General features: G+C 40.2%; 22 protein-coding genes and 1 pseudogene. 12 read left to right on the top strand and 11 right to left on the bottom strand.

Annotated elements, in window-relative coordinates; all coding sequences use genetic code 11:
• Positions 1-187 precede the first annotated feature (187 nt).
• Positions 188-1,279, bottom strand: a complete 1,092-nt coding sequence (gene rseP / locus XEN7305_RS04850; RefSeq protein ID WP_040896776.1) for an RIP metalloprotease RseP — start codon at positions 1,277-1,279, stop codon at positions 188-190.
• Positions 1,280-1,391: 112 nt separating this feature from the next.
• On the opposite strand from rseP, the gene XEN7305_RS04845 reads away from it, so the two are divergent.
• Positions 1,392-2,240: an SWIM zinc finger family protein gene (locus XEN7305_RS04845; protein WP_006508235.1), complete on the top strand. Its 849-nt coding sequence runs from the start codon at positions 1,392-1,394 to the stop codon at positions 2,238-2,240.
• A 140-nt stretch (positions 2,241-2,380) separates the two neighbouring features.
• Here XEN7305_RS04845 and XEN7305_RS04840 read toward each other — a convergent pair whose 3' ends face one another.
• On the bottom strand, positions 2,381-3,595 hold the full coding sequence (locus XEN7305_RS04840) for an acetate kinase (RefSeq protein ID WP_006508234.1): 1,215 nt from the start codon (positions 3,593-3,595) through the stop codon (positions 2,381-2,383).
• An 11-nt stretch (positions 3,596-3,606) separates the two neighbouring features.
• The gene (locus tag XEN7305_RS04835) at positions 3,607-3,978 is read right to left on the bottom strand and encodes a cyclic nucleotide-binding domain-containing protein (protein ID WP_006508233.1); all 372 of its coding nucleotides are present in this window, start codon (positions 3,976-3,978) and stop codon (positions 3,607-3,609) included.
• Positions 3,979-4,250: 272 nt separating this feature from the next.
• Here XEN7305_RS04835 and XEN7305_RS04830 point away from each other — a divergent pair, with 272 nt between their 5' ends.
• Entirely contained in the window at positions 4,251-5,093 is an 843-nt protein-coding gene (locus XEN7305_RS04830) for a hypothetical protein (RefSeq protein ID WP_006508232.1), read from the top strand.
• Here the strand turns inward: XEN7305_RS04830 and XEN7305_RS04825 are convergent.
• Both XEN7305_RS04825 and XEN7305_RS04820 read right to left on the bottom strand, forming a co-directional pair.
• A complete protein-coding gene (locus XEN7305_RS04825; RefSeq protein ID WP_006508231.1) occupies positions 5,086-6,462 on the bottom strand; it encodes a cytochrome P450 in 1,377 nt (458 codons plus the stop codon). The two genes, XEN7305_RS04830 and XEN7305_RS04825, sit on opposite strands and share 8 nt — an antisense overlap.
• A gap of 107 nt (positions 6,463-6,569) precedes the next feature.
• On the bottom strand, positions 6,570-7,985 hold the full coding sequence (locus tag XEN7305_RS04820) for a YdiU family protein (protein ID WP_006508230.1): 1,416 nt from the start codon (positions 7,983-7,985) through the stop codon (positions 6,570-6,572).
• 146 nt (positions 7,986-8,131) lie between these two features.
• Here XEN7305_RS04820 and XEN7305_RS04815 point away from each other — a divergent pair, with 146 nt between their 5' ends.
• On the top strand, positions 8,132-9,193 hold the full coding sequence (locus XEN7305_RS04815) for an Mrp/NBP35 family ATP-binding protein (RefSeq protein WP_006508229.1): 1,062 nt from the start codon (positions 8,132-8,134) through the stop codon (positions 9,191-9,193).
• Positions 9,194-9,448: 255 nt separating this feature from the next.
• A complete protein-coding gene (locus XEN7305_RS04810; RefSeq protein WP_006508228.1) occupies positions 9,449-9,718 on the top strand; it encodes a hypothetical protein in 270 nt (89 codons plus the stop codon).
• Between the two features lie 13 nt (positions 9,719-9,731).
• Here the strand turns inward: XEN7305_RS04810 and XEN7305_RS04805 are convergent.
• The 3 genes and pseudogenes from XEN7305_RS04805 to XEN7305_RS04795 all read right to left on the bottom strand — a co-directional run.
• A pseudogene (locus tag XEN7305_RS04805) lies at positions 9,732-10,232 on the bottom strand (glutathione binding-like protein); the annotation flags it as partial.
• A 36-nt stretch (positions 10,233-10,268) separates the two neighbouring features.
• Entirely contained in the window at positions 10,269-10,706 is a 438-nt protein-coding gene (locus XEN7305_RS04800; RefSeq protein ID WP_006508226.1) for an FHA domain-containing protein, read from the bottom strand.
• A 140-nt stretch (positions 10,707-10,846) separates the two neighbouring features.
• Positions 10,847-11,335 carry a hypothetical protein gene (locus XEN7305_RS04795; RefSeq protein WP_006508225.1) on the bottom strand — a complete coding sequence of 163 codons (489 nt, stop codon included), beginning with the start codon at positions 11,333-11,335 and terminating at the stop codon, positions 10,847-10,849.
• A gap of 545 nt (positions 11,336-11,880) precedes the next feature.
• On the opposite strand from XEN7305_RS04795, the gene XEN7305_RS04790 reads away from it, so the two are divergent.
• The 5 genes from XEN7305_RS04790 (at position 11,881) to coaD (ending at position 15,493) form a co-directional block, all read left to right on the top strand.
• Positions 11,881-12,585, top strand: a complete 705-nt coding sequence (locus tag XEN7305_RS04790; RefSeq protein WP_006508224.1) for a MotA/TolQ/ExbB proton channel family protein — start codon at positions 11,881-11,883, stop codon at positions 12,583-12,585.
• Positions 12,586-12,603: 18 nt separating this feature from the next.
• Entirely contained in the window at positions 12,604-13,152 is a 549-nt protein-coding gene (locus XEN7305_RS04785) for a biopolymer transporter ExbD (protein ID WP_006508223.1), read from the top strand.
• 130 nt (positions 13,153-13,282) lie between these two features.
• Entirely contained in the window at positions 13,283-13,960 is a 678-nt protein-coding gene (locus tag XEN7305_RS04780; protein WP_006508222.1) for a uracil-DNA glycosylase family protein, read from the top strand.
• Positions 13,961-14,068: 108 nt separating this feature from the next.
• Positions 14,069-14,929, top strand: a complete 861-nt coding sequence (locus XEN7305_RS04775; protein ID WP_006508221.1) for an ion channel — start codon at positions 14,069-14,071, stop codon at positions 14,927-14,929.
• 75 nt (positions 14,930-15,004) lie between these two features.
• Positions 15,005-15,493 carry a pantetheine-phosphate adenylyltransferase gene (gene coaD, locus XEN7305_RS04770; protein WP_006508220.1) on the top strand — a complete coding sequence of 163 codons (489 nt, stop codon included), beginning with the start codon at positions 15,005-15,007 and terminating at the stop codon, positions 15,491-15,493.
• Between the two features lie 68 nt (positions 15,494-15,561).
• On the opposite strand, the gene XEN7305_RS04765 is transcribed toward coaD, so the two are convergent.
• Entirely contained in the window at positions 15,562-16,200 is a 639-nt protein-coding gene (locus tag XEN7305_RS04765; RefSeq protein WP_006508219.1) for an LON peptidase substrate-binding domain-containing protein, read from the bottom strand.
• A 237-nt stretch (positions 16,201-16,437) separates the two neighbouring features.
• Between XEN7305_RS04765 and XEN7305_RS04760 the strand changes: the two genes are divergently transcribed.
• Positions 16,438-16,725, top strand: a complete 288-nt coding sequence (locus tag XEN7305_RS04760) for a hypothetical protein (RefSeq protein ID WP_006508218.1) — start codon at positions 16,438-16,440, stop codon at positions 16,723-16,725.
• A 19-nt stretch (positions 16,726-16,744) separates the two neighbouring features.
• On the opposite strand, the gene XEN7305_RS04755 is transcribed toward XEN7305_RS04760, so the two are convergent.
• Positions 16,745-16,954, bottom strand: a complete 210-nt coding sequence (locus tag XEN7305_RS04755; RefSeq protein ID WP_006508217.1) for a DUF2555 domain-containing protein — start codon at positions 16,952-16,954, stop codon at positions 16,745-16,747.
• An 87-nt stretch (positions 16,955-17,041) separates the two neighbouring features.
• On the opposite strand from XEN7305_RS04755, the gene XEN7305_RS26400 reads away from it, so the two are divergent.
• On the top strand, positions 17,042-17,584 hold the full coding sequence (locus tag XEN7305_RS26400) for a DUF6262 family protein (protein ID WP_006508216.1): 543 nt from the start codon (positions 17,042-17,044) through the stop codon (positions 17,582-17,584).
• 173 nt (positions 17,585-17,757) lie between these two features.
• Here XEN7305_RS26400 and XEN7305_RS28905 read toward each other — a convergent pair whose 3' ends face one another.
• Positions 17,758-17,934: a hypothetical protein gene (locus tag XEN7305_RS28905; RefSeq protein ID WP_006508215.1), complete on the bottom strand. Its 177-nt coding sequence runs from the start codon at positions 17,932-17,934 to the stop codon at positions 17,758-17,760.
• Between the two features lie 166 nt (positions 17,935-18,100).
• Here XEN7305_RS28905 and XEN7305_RS04745 point away from each other — a divergent pair, with 166 nt between their 5' ends.
• Positions 18,101-18,649 carry a hypothetical protein gene (locus tag XEN7305_RS04745; RefSeq protein WP_006508214.1) on the top strand — a complete coding sequence of 183 codons (549 nt, stop codon included), beginning with the start codon at positions 18,101-18,103 and terminating at the stop codon, positions 18,647-18,649.
• The last annotated feature ends 364 nt before the right edge of the window (positions 18,650-19,013 follow it).

The following is a 19,013-nucleotide window of genomic DNA, read 5'->3' as shown; positions in this document are numbered from 1 at the left end:
AATTCCTCCACTTCTTTAAGTGGAACAGGGCATAGTGGTGAGTCTAATTCTCCCACTATGCCAGTTACCTTCTGCCTTCTGCCTTCATTCTTCTGCCTTCGTTTTAAGCTAGTCTACAAAAACAGGAATAGCTTTGGCAAAAGAAAAGTCTGGACTTAGTCGTTTGAATTTATCGCCTAGTTTTTGATTATTGCAGAAGTTCCTGAAAGAAAGTCAGATTCATCGTATCTCGAACAATTAGGAAAATTCCCAACCCTAAAAGTAAAACCAATCCAGTTTGCATAATACTATCTTGGACTTTGCTGGGCAAAGGTTTGCCAAACACCCCTTCGATCGCCAAGAAAGCCAATTGTCCACCATCTAATGCAGGTAAAGGCAAAATATTAATCACTGCTAGGTTAATACTAATCAAAGCACCAAACTGAAACAAATTACTCAAATCACTGCTAGCCAACTTTGCCCCCACAGCCACGATCGCGACTGGCCCGGCTACTTGATTAGCATTTTCTTGGAAATTACTGATCAACTGCCAAAAACCTTTAACTGTTAGTTGCGCGATTCTTTGATACTCAGTGGCCCCGGCAACAAAAGCTTCGATAATATTCGAGCTCCGATGGCGAATGACCTCTCCATGGGGCGCTAGCATCACCCCAATTTGACCTTGACCCTGAGAATTAGCTTGAGGAGTTACCATCAAAGAAATAATCGACTCATCTCTTTCAATAGTTAATTCCAACCTGCGATTGGGAGCTTCCTGTATCAAGTCTTGCAGCAAGGTTAGGGATGAGGGAGACGCCCCTAATTCTTGATTGTCCACTTTGAGGATGACATCTCCTGGCAAGATTCCTGCTTGTTGAGCTGGGGAATTACTATCTTGGACAATTTCTGGAACAGAGACCCCATCGAAATAGTTTACTTGTTGAAACCCAATAGTTGCTGATTGCCCAACAAGAAGAAAGTAGGCAAAAATCAAATTGGCAATTACACCAGCACTGATTACGATCGCGCGGTCTAGGATGGGACGATTACGCAATAAGTTGGGATCATCTGCGGGAATATCACTATCGGGATCGTCATCAGGGAAGCCCACATAGCCCCCGAGCAAAAATGCCCGTAGCGCATATTCAGTCTCTGATCCTTGATACTTTAATAAGGTTGGCCCAAAACCAATGGAGAACTTATTTGCCCGAATTCCTTGCAGACGAGCTGCGGCAAAATGTCCCAACTCATGAACTACAATTAATATTGCTAATACCGCGATCGCCGCCAATGCTGACATAATAATAAATGTTATTTTGCTTTTTTTATAGTTACGATTTACCATTGTAAACTTCTCTAGATATAGTCTGACAAAAAAACCGAAAATTTCTTTGATCCTGGAGACGCAAGATATGGCTTTTAATCAAATTGAAACTCGTCAATGGTGGGTAGAAAGATGGCTGGAATTGTTGGATTCTTATCGCTTCAAAAAACGCTTAGAAAGAGGACGCAATTACGCCAGAGAAGGTAATGTTCTAAGTATTAAATTTATCGATACTTTGATCTTGGCCGATATCCAGGGTAGTGAGGCCGAACCCTATAAAGTGTCGCTATCGCTGGAACCTTTAGCTGATGAAGACCGCGAGCAAACCTTGAAGCGAATGTCGCAACCGCCTTTTAATGACGAAGATTGGGATTGTGTAATTAATAGTCTGTCGGAGAAGGCAATCTTTTCTGCTCAACTGCTAGCAGGAGAAATGCCGAGTGATATTGAAGCAGTTTTTACCAGCAACGGCTTGAGTTTATTTCCCTATACGCTGTCTGATGTGCGTTCTCGTTGTTCTTGTCCTGATAAAGCCAATCCTTGCAAACATATTGCCGCAGTTTATTATCAGTTAGGTGATCGCTTTAGTGAAGATCCTTTTTTGATTTTTCAGCTCAGAGGACGAAGCAAAGATCAAATTTTAGCTAGTTTACGCCAACTTCGTGGCCAAAATAATGAAGAAGTAATATCAGAAGAGCTTGCAGTCACGAAAGATGCTCAAGATAATATTGAGTCCAATGCAGAACCAGAAAAAGGCGAGTCTTGGCAAGATTTTTGGAGATATGACGAAGCATTAGATTCTTCTTTAGTTGTTATCGTACCGCCCCTCGACAACAAACCCATCCTCGACATCTTAGGGAAAATGCCCTTACCGAATGATGATGCCGAGGCAGTCAATCAATATTTAACTGAGGTATATCGGGTGACTAAGGAGTGATTCGAAGGCAGAGGGCAGAGGGCAGCGGTGAGACCCCGCGCCGCCGTCAGGCGCAAGGGAACGCTCACCAAGAGAGAGGGCAGAAGTAGCAATTTGCCTTCAATCTCCGGAAAAACTGATAACTGTTCACTGTTCACTGTTCACTGTTCACTGAAATACTTCCAGCATTCTTTGGCGATCGCCCAGTCTTCTTGTGCCTGAATAACAAAGATTCTTACTGCCGAATCAGCAGCGGCAATATCTACATCTTGGGGAGATGAGTTATTTTTCTCGATATCAAGTTGTAGTCCCAAAAAATCCCAGCCTTCACAGGCTTTTTCCCTAAGCAGGCTAGCATTTTCGCCCACTCCTGCGGTGAAAGCCAAGACATCTAGCCCACCCAAACTTGCCAGCATTGACCCTATAAGCGATCGCAATTGATGAATATAGCTCTCAAAAGCTAGCTTTGCTTGCTTATTACTATCCAAGGCTGCGAGAATTGTTCGCATATCAGCAGACAATCCGGAAACACCTTTTAACCCTGATTCTTTATTCAGCATTTTGTCCAACTGATCGGCGTTGAAATCATATTCCCGCATTAGATAGATTAAAATTCCTGGATCGATCGAGCCACTGCGACTACCCATCATCAAGCCTTCTAGAGGTGTAAATCCCATCGTGGTATCGATGCTTCGACCGTTTTTAACCGCTGCTAGAGAACAACCATTACCCAAATGGCAGGTAATTATTCTTAGGGAGTCTAATGGTTTATCCAGTAGTTGAGCAACTCGGTGGCTGCAATATTGATGTGAGATACCATGAAAACCGTAACGACGAACCCCCTTATCTAGCCATTGATAGGGAATAGGATAAACAGCAGCTGGCGAAGGTATTTGGCTGTGAAAAGCTGTGTCAAAAACTGCTAACTGGGGAATATCTCCCAAGATATTTTCAATTGCCTCAATGCCCCCGAGATTGGCAGGATTATGGGCTGGTGCTAGGGAGCTAAAGCGAGCGATCTCATCTTTTACTTGAGAAGTAATTCTTGTGGCCTGAGAATATTCTGTCCCTCCATGGACCACGCGATGGCCCACGATATCAATTTCTGATAACTTTTCGATGACCTTGGTTGCACCATTGGTCAAAGTCTCTAGCATTTTAGATAATACAAATCCGCGATCGCTAGTTTCCAACTTAGTTTCTAGCTTGACTCCATTCGCTTTGATTTTCCCCACGGCAAAACCGACCTCAATAGTCCAATCGATATGAGCTTCCCAAAGGGGTTCTGGCGGCTCTGTGGGCAAAATATCTTCTGTGAGTTCATAAAGACAGCTTTTTTGGCTACTTGAGCCTGCATTCATCACTAAAATTTTCATTTTTTTGTTAGCTATAGTGAAAGTTTCAAGCGACGGAAACGATCCGAATAACTCCTCATAACTTCTAGGGCAAACAGAGGAGTTTCTTGAACAGCAAAGAGAAAATGTTCTTGATCTATAACGGCAATTTTACAGTCTATTTTAGCCCTAGCGGTTGAGGTTCTCAGGTGATCCGAATGGAGTAATGCTCCCTGGCCAAAGACATCTCCTTGTTGAATGGTCTCGATAACTTTCTCATCAAGCAACATTTCAACTTCGCCCTCAATAATTCCATACATGACGTATCCGGTACTGCCTTGAGGGAAAATGATTTCTCCCGCCCTCAGAGATTGAATTTTGGAGCTGGTCAGCAGTACTTTAATTGTTTCAATCGGTTTTAACATGTGTTTTTTATTCAAAGGACAGTCGTCAAATTTTCAGTAGAACAAACCTGCAAAATTGTAAACTTATGAAAACTATCTTGCTTCGCATGATCAGTATGTAGATAAAATCATAAATATTGGTTAACAGATGGTTATCAAACAGATATCTCGCGGTTAAGAGATATACGTTATTCAGTTCCCAGTGCTTGTCATCTTTACTGTAACTGATGGGGACGGTCTCGAACTGTGGCGCTTGAAGCAATCTCGTTAAAAAAATCTTAGGAGAAGATGAGATGAAAAATCAAAAAGTGACTTCCCGTGAATACAAACTAATGCTCAAAGCAAAGAAGTTTCAAGGTGATGAGAAGGAACTGTTGCAACAAGTGCAGAAATATTGGCGTATTTTTAGTGAGGCGATCGCTGGTATCGTGACCATTACCAATGATGAATTTGCAGAGCCGGAAGTTAGACTAGTCAGATTCTACGACACGAAAGATCAACTTCTTAATAGTAATTCCTATGTCTTTCGAGAAAGAAGTGATGCCAACGGCAAAAAGCGAGAAGTAACTCTAAAATTCCGCCATCGCGATCGCTATGTATCCCAAGCCCGTGAGATGAAAGATCAAGATGGCAAAACCAACAAACAAAAATTTGAGGAAGATATCAAGCCCCCAGTTTTTGTTAGCTTATACAGTTTTTCTAATAAACTCAGAATTAAGGGTGATAAGAAATTAAATAAACTCAATGACCCAGGTCGTTTATTCCCCGATTTACCTCTGCGACTAGGGGATGCTTACGATGGCGACCAAAAAATTGCAGTGGTTAATGGCTTCACGGCTTACCAAATAGTGCTGGAAGGGCCCAGTTTCCAAATTGATAACGAGACCAAGTTGCAGTGTGAATGTGCTTTGATTGTCTGGTACGATGGCAAACCAAATAAAAAACCAGTGGTCGCCGAGTTTAGTTTCAAATACAAAGACGAATCTAAAACCGAAAAATTCAGCAGTGTAGCGGCATTAAAAGCCTTCGAAGTTTTTCAGTTATTACAACAAGCTCCCAAACTCAAAAAATGGTTTGATCCTAAAGGGCCAACTAAGACCAGATTTGCCTATGGGTATTCCAAGTACATTAATTAAGACAAGAGCGAGGCTTAGCAATCATCTTCAAATTGCCTGGTGGAGCAAAAGTTAAACCGCGACGTACAGGCTTCACTGGACGGTTGTGCTGCAACTTTAAATCGAAACGAGAAATAATATTTGCCAACACCAGTTTCATTTCTAAGAGTGCTAAGGCTGAGCCGATGCAGCGGCGATTACTGCCGCCAAAGGGTAGATATTCATGGGCAGGGTATTTTTTTGCTAAAAAGCGCTCTGGTTTAAACTGCTTGGCTGACGGATATAAATCTTCTCGCTGATGTAATAGATAAATCGAAAGGGCAAATGCTGAGCCTGCGGGGAATTGATAGCCCATTATTTCTAGTGGTGATTTGGCAACTCGGATAAAGGCACTGGGGACAATGGGGTAAATCCGCAGTGTTTCAGCACAAACAGCATTGAGATAGCTCAGTTTGGCAATTTCTAGCGGCGTGGGATTTTCCCCTAAGCTATCTAGTTCTTGTCGCAAGTTATCTCGAACTTCTGGGTCGCGATTTACCCAGTAGAATGCCCAAACTAAAGCCGAGGCTGTGGTTTCATGACCTGCAATGAGTAAGCTCATCAAATTATCATGCAACTCTTCATCCGTCATTGTCTGCCCTGCTTCATCTTTGGCCGATAGCAATAAACTTAGAATATCTGTATAGTTTGAATTAAAAGCTCCCAGATCCTGCATTTTGCTTCGTCGTTCGCGAATCTCTTCATAGATTAATTCTTTAATCTGCTGTTTGAGCCGCAGAAAACGTCCCCAAGGACTCCAAGCTCCCCAATCCTTTTGCAGAAAAGAGAAAAAGATCATACTGGAGCTAATAGGGGTATCAAAAGAATCGAGTAGTGCTGTTATTAATTGTCTTAACCGCTGCGATCGCTCTTCTTGGTAGACGCCAAATACCACTTGCAGAATTACCTGCAAAGTAATCTCTTGCATTGTCGGGCGGATGGCAAAAGGCTTGCCTATTGGCCATTGTGCTGTTGATTGTTGCGTAATATTCCAGATTAGCTGGCTATAGTCTTTCAGGCGATCGCTATGAAAGGTTGGCATCACCAGTTGTCGCTGTCGTTGATGAGCATGACCATCCATTAGCAATAGCGAGTTGTCCCCAACTAAAAACCGTAAAATTCTATTGCCTTTTCCCACCACAAAAAGTTCGGGATCTGTTGCCAAAATCTGCCTAATCCCCTCAGGATTACTGAGATAGACAAATGGTGCCGATTTTTCTCCACCGATTTTGATAATATCGCCGTAGGTTTGAGCATAATCATCCAAATACTCTAAAGGGCGAAAAATTAGCTTGAATCGCCGCAAAAAGGCCAGTTTCCCAGTCGTTTTTGGTCCGTTGGGTAATGTCATAAGCTTTTTATTTTTATGTCTTAATTTTTTGACTCGTAGGTTCCTGCAAAGAGTAATCGGGAATCGGGAATCGGGAATAGATAATATACCCTGCCTTCTGCCTTCCCCTAACTTTTAGTTTGAATTTTTTCTAATAATTCATAAAAAGGTTGCCAATTATCTTCTTCGATAATGGGTTGCCAAATAGACTCAATCACAGGACGAAGTAGAGCGGTTTGGGGATTTTTTGCAGCCAGGCGATCGCGAATCTCTGACATTGCCAAGGGTGGCAACTTATTCAAACAAACATGATATAAATTTTTCCAGCGATCGCTTATTTCTGAGACAAAAGAAGCATTCTCCAAAATCAAATTCTGCTCATCTCGCCAACCATCATTAAAACCCTGAGCAAGTTCTGCGAAAAAATTATGATAGCCCAAATCACTGTTACGAAGTAACTTAATAGTTTCAGTTAGTAATTCAGCAACATGAGGAGTAAAGACATCAGGAAAACCCAATTTTTGAGCCATTAGTTTTTCGTAATTGGCATTATAACAATCATCAAATTGTGCCAATCCTGCTTCTAGATCCTCACTAGACATGACCATTGCCAAAGGTAACTGCAACATCTCCAAATTTAGTTTGCAGATAAAAGATTGGTTTCCGTAGCTATAGCGTCCGCCATAATCAAAATAAGCTGCGGTAAATCGAGGATTATAGGTATCAATAAAAGCATAGGGGCCATAATCAAAACTTTCCCCTGTAATCGACATATTATCTGTATTCAAAACCCCATGACAAAATCCTGCCGCCATCCATTGGGCAACTAATTCAGCAACTCGGGTGACCAATTCTGCATAAAACAAAGCATATTTTTCCGCTGAAGTAGCAAGATAAGGATAATAAACAGCAATTACTCGATCTAAAAGTTTTTGAATTAAATCAGGACGTTTCAAGTAATGTAATCTTTCAAAGGTTCCGAAGCGAATATGAGAACGGCTGAACCTTACCATCACTGAAGAACGAGTCGGTGAGGGTTCATCTCCACGCCACAAAGATTCTCCTGTTTCGATCATGCTCAGACAACTAGAAGTTCGCACTCCCAACTGGTGTAGCGCTTCTGCTGCCAAGATTTCTCTAACTCCTCCTTTGAGAGTTAATCTGCCATCTGCTGTTCGAGAATAGGGAGTTCGCCCTGAACCTTTGGTGCCAAAGTCATATAGATTCTGATCATTGCCCCTAACTTGTCCGTAAATAAAACCCCTACCATCGCCTAAGAAGGGATTATATTGCCCAAATTGATAGCCGTGATATCGCAATGCCAGGAAAGGTCGTTTGCCCTCAAATTCACCGAAAGCTTCAATAAAGTCCTCATTAGTAACTTGCTGGGAATCTAAATTGAGAATTGGTAATAGGCGATCATTGCGGAATCGTAAAATATGTATCGGGAATTCAGCTGCGGCCACTATATCGTAATAGTCTTCGCCTAAATGATGTTCCAACTCTGGTTCGTACTCAAGATTTAAAAAGGGATTGGGGTTCATAAAGCTCAGGATAGATTTTTAACTTAAAACCTCACGGCAGTCTCTACTAGATCATAAAACTGCTAGGTCGTGTAGGCGTTACTGATATAGTTATAGGTGAGGAAGAATAGGTTTTTAAATAAATTTTCAGGAGTAGTTCAGACAAAATGCCCGATACTAAATCAGTACTAGAAGTATTACGTCCAGTACAAGATCCCGAACTTCAAAAGAGTTTAGTAGAACTCAATATGATTCGTAATGTGGCAGTAGAAGGTTCTAAAGTGAGTTTAACTCTCGTACTGACTACTCCGGCTTGTCCTCTCAAGGAATTCATTGTTGAAGATTGCCAAAATGCAGTCAAAACACTACCAGGGGTGGAATCGGTTGAGGTCGAAGTGACTGCGGAGACTCCCCAACAAAAATCCCTGCCCGATCGCCAATCTGTTCCAGGAGTCAAGAATATCATTGCAATTTCCAGTGGCAAGGGTGGTGTCGGCAAAAGTTCTGTAGCAGTCAATATTGCTGTGGCCTTAGCTCAAAAAGGCTCAAAAGTAGGATTGCTAGATGCTGATATTTATGGACCTAATGCCCCTAATATGCTGGGCTTGGCCTCGGCCAAGGTGATGGTAAAACAAGGTGAACAGGGCGAAATTTTGGAACCTGCCTTTAACTATGGAGTCAAGTTGGTCTCGATGGCATTTCTGATTGACCCCGACCAACCTGTAATTTGGCGTGGCCCCATGCTCAACGGGGTTATTCGTCAGTTTCTTTATCAAGTGGATTGGGGGGAACTGGATTATCTAGTGGTCGATATGCCCCCTGGCACGGGAGATGCTCAGTTAACTCTTGCCCAAGCAGTACCCATGGCGGGAGCCGTTATTGTGACAACCCCACAAACTGTATCCTTACTTGATTCCCGCCGAGGTCTAAAAATGTTCCAAAATTTAGGGATTAATTTGTTAGGAATTGTCGAAAATATGAGTTATTTCATTCCCCCTGATATGCCGGACAAAAGCTACGATATTTTCGGCTCCGGTGGTGGAGAAAGAACAGCTCAGGAGTTGAATGTCGCGTTACTTGGTTGTGTTCCCCTAGAAATTGCTTTGCGAGAAGGTGGAGATCAAGGTGTTCCTATTGTCATTGCGGAACCAGAATCAGCTTCAGCTAAAGCCTTGGTCAAAATTGCTGAGCAGGTTGCCGCTAAGGTTTCCATTGCTGCTTTGGCTTAAATTGTCGGGCTTCGCCCTTGAAGGCAGAGGGCAGAGGGCAGCGGTGAGACCCCGCGCCGCCGTCAGGCGCAAGGGAACGCTCACCAAGAGAGAGGGCAGAGGGCTTAAATCTACTTCTGCCTTCGTTTGTTTTTGTAATCGTAAACTAGGACCAATAGCTTTAATCTTTTTGAAATATAAAGGTGCAACAAAAAAACAAGTAGTGAATTCATCATAATTTCATAAAAACTCTGAGGAGATTGCGGTTTAAATCTTGTGGTTAATCACGATATTGTTATAACCGAAGAGCAAAAACACAATAACTTAGAGATTATTTTTATGTGGTATTTAACTATAGCTAGTACAGTATTTGTTTATTGGTTAGGATTATTTATGAATGATGATTCTACTCCCAAAAACCATGTGGATTCATGGCTAGTTTTGTTGATTGCACCTTTGTTCTGGCCTATAGTTGTGCCCATGTCCATTTGGGAACTTGCAGGCAAGGCTTCTAAAAAACCAGATCTAAGTCAAGAATCTATCTAATATTTGAAGTGAATTAAGCAAGAACTCCATAGTCACTATTATATTTAGGAGTTAAAATAGCCATGCCAGTTTGCACCGCAGGACGAGATTCCATAGTTGCAATCCAGCGTTGTACATTAGGAAATTGCGCTAAGGATTGACCCATATAGGAACTAGTTGTCACGGCAACCCAAGGATAGGTGGCAATATCAGCAATAGAATATGTGATCGCAATATAAGTTTTATCTGTCAACTGATGCTCAAGAACTCCCAAAAGACGTTGAGCTTCTTTTTCGTATCGAGAGATCGCATAGGGTACTTTCTCAGGGGCTGCATTCCGAAAATGCCCCAACTGACCAAACATTGGCCCGACACTAGCCATTTGAAACATTAACCATTCGATAACACGGGCGCGATCGCCTGCCTCGTGGGGCAGTAGTTTACCAGTTTTTTCGGCAAGATAAATTAGAATCGCTCCTGATTCAAACACAGTAATATCTGTATCGCGATCGTAAATAGCAGGAATCTTACTGTTTTAGTTTCGATCACAATATTCCACACCAGACCTACATTACAAGTAGTAAACAGTCTTGAGCATATTATTATTCTGAGTATTGTAGGCGACAAATCGGTATGTTATTGCAACATTATGGCCTATGGTGATAATGTCTCCATTCCGTAGTCGATGATGAGATTTTTTTGTTTCGTTAATAAAAATCCCATTACTACTTCTTTGCTGTTTGCCTTTCCCATCAATAATCCAATAGTCGCGTTGCCAATTGCTATGATGATCCTGATACTTTAGCCAAGCGATGGTTGCATGACAACGAGAAACTTGCTTGTCTTCAAGAACTAAAGAATTATTAGGATGACGGCCAATAGAGAATACCTCTTTATTTAGGCTAAATGATTTTTTGAACCCAGGAAATTCGACAATGAGAACAGGTCTTCCCTTGGTAAAGTCAAATTTGGTAATTTTTGCAAGAGTGATCTTAGACCCTTCTATCATTATCTTTACAATCGCAATTTTGAACCAATCATTTAGGAGAATCGGATTATCCTTCTATTATGATGCCCAAAATTAAGAGAGGGAACTACTCCCAAGAGAATAATTCCCAATCACTCTATTGCTTGAAAACCGCAACTTATTTAAAGCCAATCGTTTGTTTGGGTGAAACTCTTAATCTCAATGGCATTACCCGAAGGATCTTTGACAAACATCACATAATGCTCGTGCGGTTCCCCTTCAAATTTCAAATGGGGGTTAATGCAAAATTCAATATTATTTCTTTCTAGGCGTTCTTTAAGATTAAACCAGAGATAATAGGGTAAAGCTGTCCCAAAATGGACTAATGGGGAACCATGTTCATTGGTTTCTAATACTTGTTGATGCTTTTCGGGCGTTACTTCGACAAAAGTTAATTGATGTCCAAAAAAGTCGATATGTATTCCTTTGCCACTGTTTGTGATTCTTCTTGTCTTACATGCAAAATTCAATTCGTAAAAATTACGAGTTTCTTCGATATTCAAAGCTGACAAAGAAAGATGAAAAATTTGTTTGAATGTTTTGACATGAGAATCAATACTTAAATTTTGATCTTCTTCGATTAAGGGTTTTGCAATGGCAACGTTATACATAGGGTAACTCCTTGATTACTTTATAAAAGGTTTTAATTTTTAGCCAATAATTATACTTAATAGTCCCTCACGACTTCCTACCGACTTAATTGATAATACTTAAGTAAAAATACAAGTGCCACTCCCAGAATCACTTACTCCTAGTGAAGTTAGTTGTTGTCTTTTAAAGCGAAATTTGCTATGTATCTGTAACTGCTAATCGTAATTTATAGGAAACCAAGTAAAAAGATTTGGAAAAATGGGGAATTCTCTATATTTTTGCCTAAGTGATTTTAGATAAAGTCGAGCCTTTATCCTTGCAGATGAGCTAAGTATTATTGCTTATTTAGAGACTATATCTTGTAAGAACTATTAACCAGAACTTATTTTTTTTGAAGTATGATTGTGCTAGCTTCTATAAATTTTTCGGTGAGGTTGCAGCAGGGAAAAAAGGGGATAGAATTGATAACTAGATTGTTTGAAAGCAAGCTGTTCTAACAAAGGGTGAGATAAGTTATGGAAGAAATATCTAGATCCACCGTAGCTATTGGAGGATATATCGAACTGTGACTTTAGAAGAAATTATTGTTAAAGGTGGAGTGGCAATTTGGCCTCTGTTATTTCTTTCTGTGCTTTCTATTGCAACTATTTTGGAACGACTATGGTTTTGGTCGCAGGTCTTGCTGCAAGAGAAAAATATCATTGATCGCGTGAGCGAAGCTGCTCAACTCAATTGGGATTTGGTGGCCAAAATTGCCCGTGAATACAGGAAACACCCTCTGGGCAATTTTGTTTATTCTCCTCTACAACTTGATGAGCCTGAGCCGGAAGTTTTTCACTTAGCTTTAGAAGCGGCGGCAGACGAAGAATTGGCCAAGATGCGTAAGGGAGAAAAAGTGCTGGAAGTAATAGTAGCTCTATCGCCTCTTTTAGGATTATTAGGTACGGTTCTCGGGTTAATTAAGGCTCTTGGCTCGATTACTATTAGTGATTTGGCAGGGAGTTCAGCGTCTGGAGTTAGTAGTGGAATTGGCGAGTCCTTAATTTCAACTGCGGTGGGATTATTGGTCGCTATCATTACCTTGTCTTTTTATCGTTTATTTCAGGCTTTGTGGGCCAAACGAGTCAGAATATTCCGTAAAATGGGTAGTCAACTAGAAGTGATCTATCGTCAAAGATGGTTTGAAGAAGAAATCTTGGAAGATTTTACAGACAATCCAGAGGATAAATTTGGTTTTGAATCGAAACTCCCAAGAAGCCCTAATCATTAAATTTAAGAAACATACTCCATGACTGCTAAGAAAAAAAGATCTCATAAAAAATATAGTGCTGCGCCAATTCGTCGTTTTCGATTGTGGCAAGATGAGACTCAAAATAGTGAAGTTAAAATTGAGCTTTTGCCTCTGATTGATGTCATTTTTTGTATTTTGACTTTCTTTTTACTAGCAGCAGTTAATTTTTCTCGTCAACAGGCTATCAGTCTTGATTTACCTCAAGCGAGAACTGGTACTCCCCAACTTCAGGAGATGTTATTAGTTTCAATTGATAATATTGGTCAGTTGTATGTGGAGAAGGAGTTAGTAACCAAAAATGTTCTATCAGCAAAAATTGTTGAATATAAAGAAAATAATCCTGATGGACTAATGGTGTTATATGCATCTAGAAATACCACCTATAGAGAGGTTGTAGAAGTCTTGGATCTTCTCAGACAATTAGGAGGGGAACGGGTTGCTTTGGCTACTATTCCACTAGGAAATTATGTACCAGTTACGCCTCAAGTCCCTAATTTACCTACTCTTCCTGGTTTTCCCAATCCGCCACTACCACCGAATCAGTAGAATATTCATCATTGAACATATATGATTAAACATTGAAGAGCGAACCCGCGCCGCCGTAAGGTGTTTATCCTCGAATGGGGACAAGGGAACGCTCGAGTTTGAGCAGTGACTAGTAATTAGCAACCATTTAATGTTTGATATTGAAGTCTTAATTAATCAGGTTCAACAAGAGGCTCAACGGGAAGAGTTTCCTATCGATGTTCCTGTATATAAATATTCCAAACTTGATCCAACTTACCCCGTATTATATGCAGGTAATTTGCAGAGTCCTTTGTGTTTTTTTGGTCGGGATTTAGGTAAGGATGAGGTCAAAGCTCGACAACCATTAATCGGTGCAGCAGGGACTTTAGTGCGACAGGGTTTTTATCAGGCGATGCACCAAAAAAAGGCGAGTTCTCCTCAGGAATTGCAGTCAATTTGCGATCGCGTTTTATTGTCCAATACTGTCCCCTACAAACCACCTGGCAATAAGGCTTATTCGGTTAAGGTTAAACAGCGTTTTCGTCCTTATATTGAACGTTTATTAGTTTTTCATTGGCAAGGAAATCAAATTATTACTCTCGGGACAGAAGCTTTTAAATGGTATGCCCCCTATGGTAAGCCCAGAGAACTCGATACTTTCTTTCGCAGAAGTGATCGCTTTGAAATTATGCTCAATATTAATCTAACTGCCACAGATGATAAGGGAGAAACCTATCAAAAATCAGTTTCTTTACTGCCTCTACCCCATCCATCTCCTTTAAATCAAAAATATTATGCTATTTTTCCTCAAATGTTGCAAACAAGATTATCTCAAGTAGAATTTTAGAAAGTTATATTTTGGGGAATAGGGAATAGGGAATAGGGAATAGAGAGTATACTAATGAATCTGCAAAATACTATTACAATAGTCAAGAGAAAATAGGCAAAAAATACCTTGAAATTCAACAGGATTCGATATTTTAAGCATAAAATAGTCAACTTCTTAGCTCATCCTTTTAGAGACTTATATCATTGGTTACTAGTTATTACTTGGTGGCAGTTCTTATTATTATTAAGCCTATTTTATTTTTTTGTTAATGTTGGATTTGCAGTTGCTTATTTAACAACAAATGGTGGAATTGCTAATGCCAGACCGGACTCATTTATTGATGCTTTCTTTTTTAGTGTTCAGAGTCTTTCTACCATTGGCTATGGTGCTATGTATCCCGCAACTCTTTATGCTCAAATTTTAGTAACTTTTGAGGTTTTAGTTGGGTTGCTATTAGTTGCTATGGCAACAGGGTTAATGTTTGCCAGGTTTGCTCAACCCAAAGCTAGAGTTTTATTTAGTAAAGTAGCTGTTATTGCTTCTTTCAATAAAATTCCAACTTTAATGCTCAGAGTTGCTAATCAAAGAGATAATCGCATTATAGAAGCTCGCATCCAAATGAGTTTATTAAAAAATGAGGTTAGTTCTGAGGGAATGGAGCTAAGACGTTTTTACAATCTCCGGTTGATGCGATCGGAATCTCCCAGTTTTGCTCTTAGTTGGTTGGTTATGCATCAAATAGATGAATCCAGCCCTTTTTATGGAGAAAATATTGATGTTTTAATAAAATCTGATGCTGAAGTCTTGGTTACTTTAACAGGTCTAGATGAAACTTTTTCTCAAACTATTCACGCTCGCCATATTTATAAAATCCGTGATATCTTATGGTCAATGAGGTTTGTTGATATTCTTTATAAATCAAGAGATGGAGAATATCTAATAGATTATGGAAGATTTCATGATGTGGCTCCTGACTTGACGTGCTAGTGTCGCTGCGCGGAAGTAATGAGTAATAAGTAATAAGTAATAAGTAATAGTAATAACTTCTTCCTCAAACAATTAATGAACAACTCGACGATCGCGATTTACCCTGGAAGTTTTGACCCCATCACCTTAGGTCATCTCGACATTATCACTAGAGGAAGTAATTTATTTGACAGTGTGATTGTTGCTGTACTTTCCAATCCTACTAAACAACCTTTATTTACTGTCGAAAAACGGATTGCGCAAATCAAGCAATGCACTATTAATTTGCCTAATGTGGAAGTTGACAGTTTTGCTGGATTAACAGTGGAATATGCCAAAATCAAAGGCGCAAAAATCTTATTGCGTGGTTTACGGGTATTGTCCGACTTTGAAAAGGAGTTGCAGATGGCTCATACGAATAAAACTTTATCGGAAGATATTGAAACAATCTTTTTAGCAACAGCCAAAGAATATAGTTTTCTGAGCAGTAGTGTGGTCAAAGAGATAGCCCAGTTTGGTGGAGAAATTTCCCACTTGGTACCAATGGACATCGTTAACGACATTTACTCTTATTACCAAAAATAATTGTTAAATTTATGGTTATTCAAGATTACAGCCTTCCCGAATCAACCTAAAACCTAAAACCTAAAACCTTAATTTAAAACATCTTTCAATGCTGTTCGAGCCGCAAGATGATTTCTCGTAGACATTAAAATTTCTTGTTCCCTGGTCAGTCTGCGCAAGGTATTTTTCATTTCTAATAATTCTTGTTGCTCTGCGGCCACACCATAAAGATTACTGGCAACCCAATAAGATAACTCCCGAGGAAGGCTAGGAAGATCATCAGGGAGTTCGATTTTCTGATTCGTTAGTTTGGCTGATAAACGGACGACATCCTTCAATAAAGTTTCCACTTCTTTAGCCATTGGTCTGAGATCTTCATCTGTCGATTCGTCTTCAATCCATTCCACTAAGCCGACCCGATAAGGCTTTTCTCTGACATATTCTAAAAGGCGAAATCTTTGTTGCCCAAGGGCTAACATCTTCATCCGATCATCCTTAAGACGTTCAAAATGAACTATTTCTGCACAACAACCGTACTCGGCAATTTTGCCTGTTGCGGGATCGATGGACAACACCCCAAAACGGCGATCGCTTTCGAGAATCGTATTGACCATAATTCTGTAGCGAAACTCAAAAATATGTAGCGGTAAGGGTCGAGTGGGAAATAAAACTACTTCGGGTAGAGGAAATAAAGGAAGTTCTCTAACGGCAGTGAAAGAAGATGTCATCTTAGGTTGGCAGTAAATTACAACTACGTTGTGGTCGGTCTCCATATACTGTAGCGGATTCGATGGACTGATCACAATGAGATTGCTAAATTGCTTAACCCATCAAAATCTGTGAGAATACAGAAAATTTATCATTAAATCCATTGTCTGGTTGCTAAAATCAAGCTAAGTCAGTAGGTATAATTTTATAATTCCGCCTCTATAGTGACAAAATTATGATGTTGGGCATTAACAATTATGAATCCTTTATTCACCAGATTATTTAAGTCAACTTACCGTAGAGAGCCTATTTCTGGGTTTATCGTAATTTTGGGTGTTACAGATGCTGTGATTGGTGGTGTTGGTGGGCAGATAAGCCTGTTTGCCATTGGACTGTTGGTTGTCCTATCGGGCATAGTTGCTCGTCGAATGCAAATAAGAAAACTCCAAGCTGCCACTATGACAAGACCAGCCAGATACAGACTGGCACCGAGTTCTTCCCGACAACCTTTACCTCTTCTCGTCAGGAAAAAATACCGGCGATAATTTTTTTATAAGCTAAATCTCACGCCTCATCAAAGGTCTCAATATCTAGCAAATGGACATAGGGTTCGGCTAACTCTTGGCGATGGAAGGAGATTGCTCTTAAGAGATGCCAATCTTCTAGCCCTTCAAAGGGATTGGTGTAATCGTCTTGTTCTAAGCGACTAGCCAAAAGCTCTACATCGTCTTTGGTTAAGGCTTCGAAATCAACCTTCTGTTTGAGATTCGTCATTATTTGTTTGATTTATTCAGTATCAATGCACACTGCAATTGTAGGAGATTGCTATTCATTGCGCCAATTATCATTCCTTAAAAAAATATGACTAATAAGCGAATTAAAGCTCTTGCAAAGGCTGCTGAAAAGAAAAAAAAAGCAGCTTTAGCAAAAACAGAAAAAGCGATTAAGGATTTAATTCGGCAAAAACAAAAAATCACTATTCGCTCTGTTGCCAGAACCGCAGGAGTTTCAGTTAGTTATATTTATAAGTATCCCGAACTAGCAGAACGGATTCAGGATTTAAGAGAACAACAACAATTCTCTCCCGTGCAACCCAAATTGCCTTCTGGCTCATCTTCTCAAATGATGACAACCCAACTTCGCGATCGCATTAAAACATTGGAGCAAGAGAAACAAGAATTGAGCCAAGAAATCACAATTTTTACAAATAGCGTTTCGGAGATGGGAAAAAGTGATCAGCTAGTTGATCGGCTCAAAGCAGAAAATATCAGATTATTGGAAGAGAACCAAAAGCTGAGAAAGCAGCTAGAAGATACCGAAAAAAAACTAATTGCATCAAGGGAGTTTATCCTCAACCAAGGATACAAAAACCCCCCCAAAACCAAAGCCATCCAACAAGCTTAACGTCGCTTCGCTTCGGAAGACAAAAGTTCGAAGTAAAGCAACCATCTGCCCTCTGCCCTCTGCCCTCTCTCTTGGTGCGCGTTCCCTAGCTCGGTCGGCGTTCCCTTGCGGATTGAAAATTCCGCGGGTTCCGACCGCTTACAAAGGCGCGGGGTCGCACCGCTGCCTTCGATTTAAACAATAGGTTCTATCTCATCTCGGGGAACTTCTGGCGATCGCATAACATTTTCTTTGCGATAACCTGTTTTCTCAATTTGTCCGATAAAGTCATCAGAATTTGTTGGTTGCACAGCAGAACCATTAGCAGTTTGTTCGCGACGTTTTTTCCTGAGTTTTGCCTTTTTACCCATAGGTCTATCGATGAATATCTAGAGACTTTATTTTACTCTAGCGTCTGGATGCTGCTTAAAAATTAAGAAAATTGAGATTAAGGGTTACAAATCACTAAAGCTACGAATATTATTGAACGGTTTGTGCCTTACTATCCTCTCAATATAGTTTTGTCCGCCATACAGAATGAAGAATATTATCATAGGTCTTAGTCTTGCCTGCTTCGCATTAGGTTTTAGCGATCCTGCGATTGCTAATGAAAAAAACAACGCCATTGGAATTTTTAACGGGACAGCCACAGAAGATGAACTTAAATTTCCCATTCCCGATTTTGAAGATGCCGGGCAAATTGGCATTAATTATAATAGATCCCTCAAGCGTTTCAGTCGTTTTAGATTTGAATTTGATACTAGTTTTTTCCAGCATTATGGCGAGCAGGAGCATTGGGAAATAACTGCAGCTTTGTTGTTGCGATTTTACCTAATTAAAGATCGGCTTTCCTTTGGTGTGGGAGATGGTTTTTCCTATGCTTCGGAGATTCCAGAGCTCGAAAGAAGAAGGCATATTAATACGAGTCAAGTGTTGAATTTTGTTCTTTTGGAGCTTGCTGTTGATATTAATCGCTTTAGTGCTTTAGCAATGCGCTGGCATCATCGCTCAGGTGTTTGGGGATTGATTAATGATGTTGAGGGGGGCTCTAATTCAGTTCAGTTTGGAATTCGATATAAGTTTTAAACCTGATAGATTAATTCCAATATATCTCGCGATCGCTCCTAATCCCCAAAATATAATAGTATTTTCTCAACTCCTGCAAATTCTCCGATAACTTTTATGGGTCGCGTAGTTGATGCAGCTCAAATGTCTTACGCTCTGAAGAAATAAAAACTTTTTCAATAATTATTTTAGAAGTAAGAGATCGCCTTTAATCAGAGCGATCTCTTTTTTTGATTTATCCAATTTCAACTAATCGACAAGCATTGGCCTTTTTGGCGTTGCTAAATCCAGATATGAATTCGTTTCGCGCAAAGGCGCAAAGACGCAAAGAAAGAAGCAAAGAAGATTAGTCCAAAATTCTTTCATGTTTTAAATCAGCAACGCC

Source organism: Xenococcus sp. PCC 7305 (genome assembly GCF_000332055.1).
GTDB lineage: Bacteria > Cyanobacteriota > Cyanobacteriia > Cyanobacteriales > Xenococcaceae > Xenococcus.
Note: the sequence above shows the minus strand (reverse complement) of the source record. Positions and strands in the feature narration are given on the sequence as shown.

Excerpts from the sequence above, each read along its gene's own strand:
- XEN7305_RS04745 (WP_006508214.1), top strand. The coding sequence starts at position 18,101 with ATGAAGAATATTATCATAGGTCTTAGTCTTGCCTGCTTCGCATTAGGT.
- XEN7305_RS04845 (WP_006508235.1), top strand. The coding sequence starts at position 1,392 with ATGGCTTTTAATCAAATTGAAACTCGTCAATGGTGGGTAGAAAGATGG.
- XEN7305_RS04755 (WP_006508217.1), bottom strand. The coding sequence starts at position 16,954 with ATGACGAATCTCAAACAGAAGGTTGATTTCGAAGCCTTAACCAAAGAC.
- XEN7305_RS04815 (WP_006508229.1), top strand. The coding sequence starts at position 8,132 with ATGCCCGATACTAAATCAGTACTAGAAGTATTACGTCCAGTACAAGAT.
- XEN7305_RS04830 (WP_006508232.1), top strand. The coding sequence starts at position 4,251 with ATGAAAAATCAAAAAGTGACTTCCCGTGAATACAAACTAATGCTCAAA.
- coaD (WP_006508220.1), top strand. The coding sequence starts at position 15,005 with ATGAACAACTCGACGATCGCGATTTACCCTGGAAGTTTTGACCCCATC.
- rseP (WP_040896776.1), bottom strand. The coding sequence starts at position 1,279 with ATGTCAGCATTGGCGGCGATCGCGGTATTAGCAATATTAATTGTAGTT.
- XEN7305_RS04840 (WP_006508234.1), bottom strand. The coding sequence starts at position 3,595 with ATGAAAATTTTAGTGATGAATGCAGGCTCAAGTAGCCAAAAAAGCTGT.
- XEN7305_RS04795 (WP_006508225.1), bottom strand. The coding sequence starts at position 11,335 with ATGTATAACGTTGCCATTGCAAAACCCTTAATCGAAGAAGATCAAAAT.
- XEN7305_RS04785 (WP_006508223.1), top strand. The coding sequence starts at position 12,604 with ATGACTGCTAAGAAAAAAAGATCTCATAAAAAATATAGTGCTGCGCCA.
- XEN7305_RS26400 (WP_006508216.1), top strand. The coding sequence starts at position 17,042 with ATGACTAATAAGCGAATTAAAGCTCTTGCAAAGGCTGCTGAAAAGAAA.
- XEN7305_RS04765 (WP_006508219.1), bottom strand. The coding sequence starts at position 16,200 with ATGACATCTTCTTTCACTGCCGTTAGAGAACTTCCTTTATTTCCTCTA.
- XEN7305_RS04800 (WP_006508226.1), bottom strand. The coding sequence starts at position 10,706 with ATGATAGAAGGGTCTAAGATCACTCTTGCAAAAATTACCAAATTTGAC.
- XEN7305_RS04820 (WP_006508230.1), bottom strand. The coding sequence starts at position 7,985 with ATGAACCCCAATCCCTTTTTAAATCTTGAGTACGAACCAGAGTTGGAA.
- XEN7305_RS04780 (WP_006508222.1), top strand. The coding sequence starts at position 13,283 with ATGTTTGATATTGAAGTCTTAATTAATCAGGTTCAACAAGAGGCTCAA.
- XEN7305_RS04835 (WP_006508233.1), bottom strand. The coding sequence starts at position 3,978 with ATGTTAAAACCGATTGAAACAATTAAAGTACTGCTGACCAGCTCCAAA.
- XEN7305_RS04825 (WP_006508231.1), bottom strand. The coding sequence starts at position 6,462 with ATGACATTACCCAACGGACCAAAAACGACTGGGAAACTGGCCTTTTTG.
- XEN7305_RS04760 (WP_006508218.1), top strand. The coding sequence starts at position 16,438 with ATGAATCCTTTATTCACCAGATTATTTAAGTCAACTTACCGTAGAGAG.
- XEN7305_RS28905 (WP_006508215.1), bottom strand. The coding sequence starts at position 17,934 with ATGGGTAAAAAGGCAAAACTCAGGAAAAAACGTCGCGAACAAACTGCT.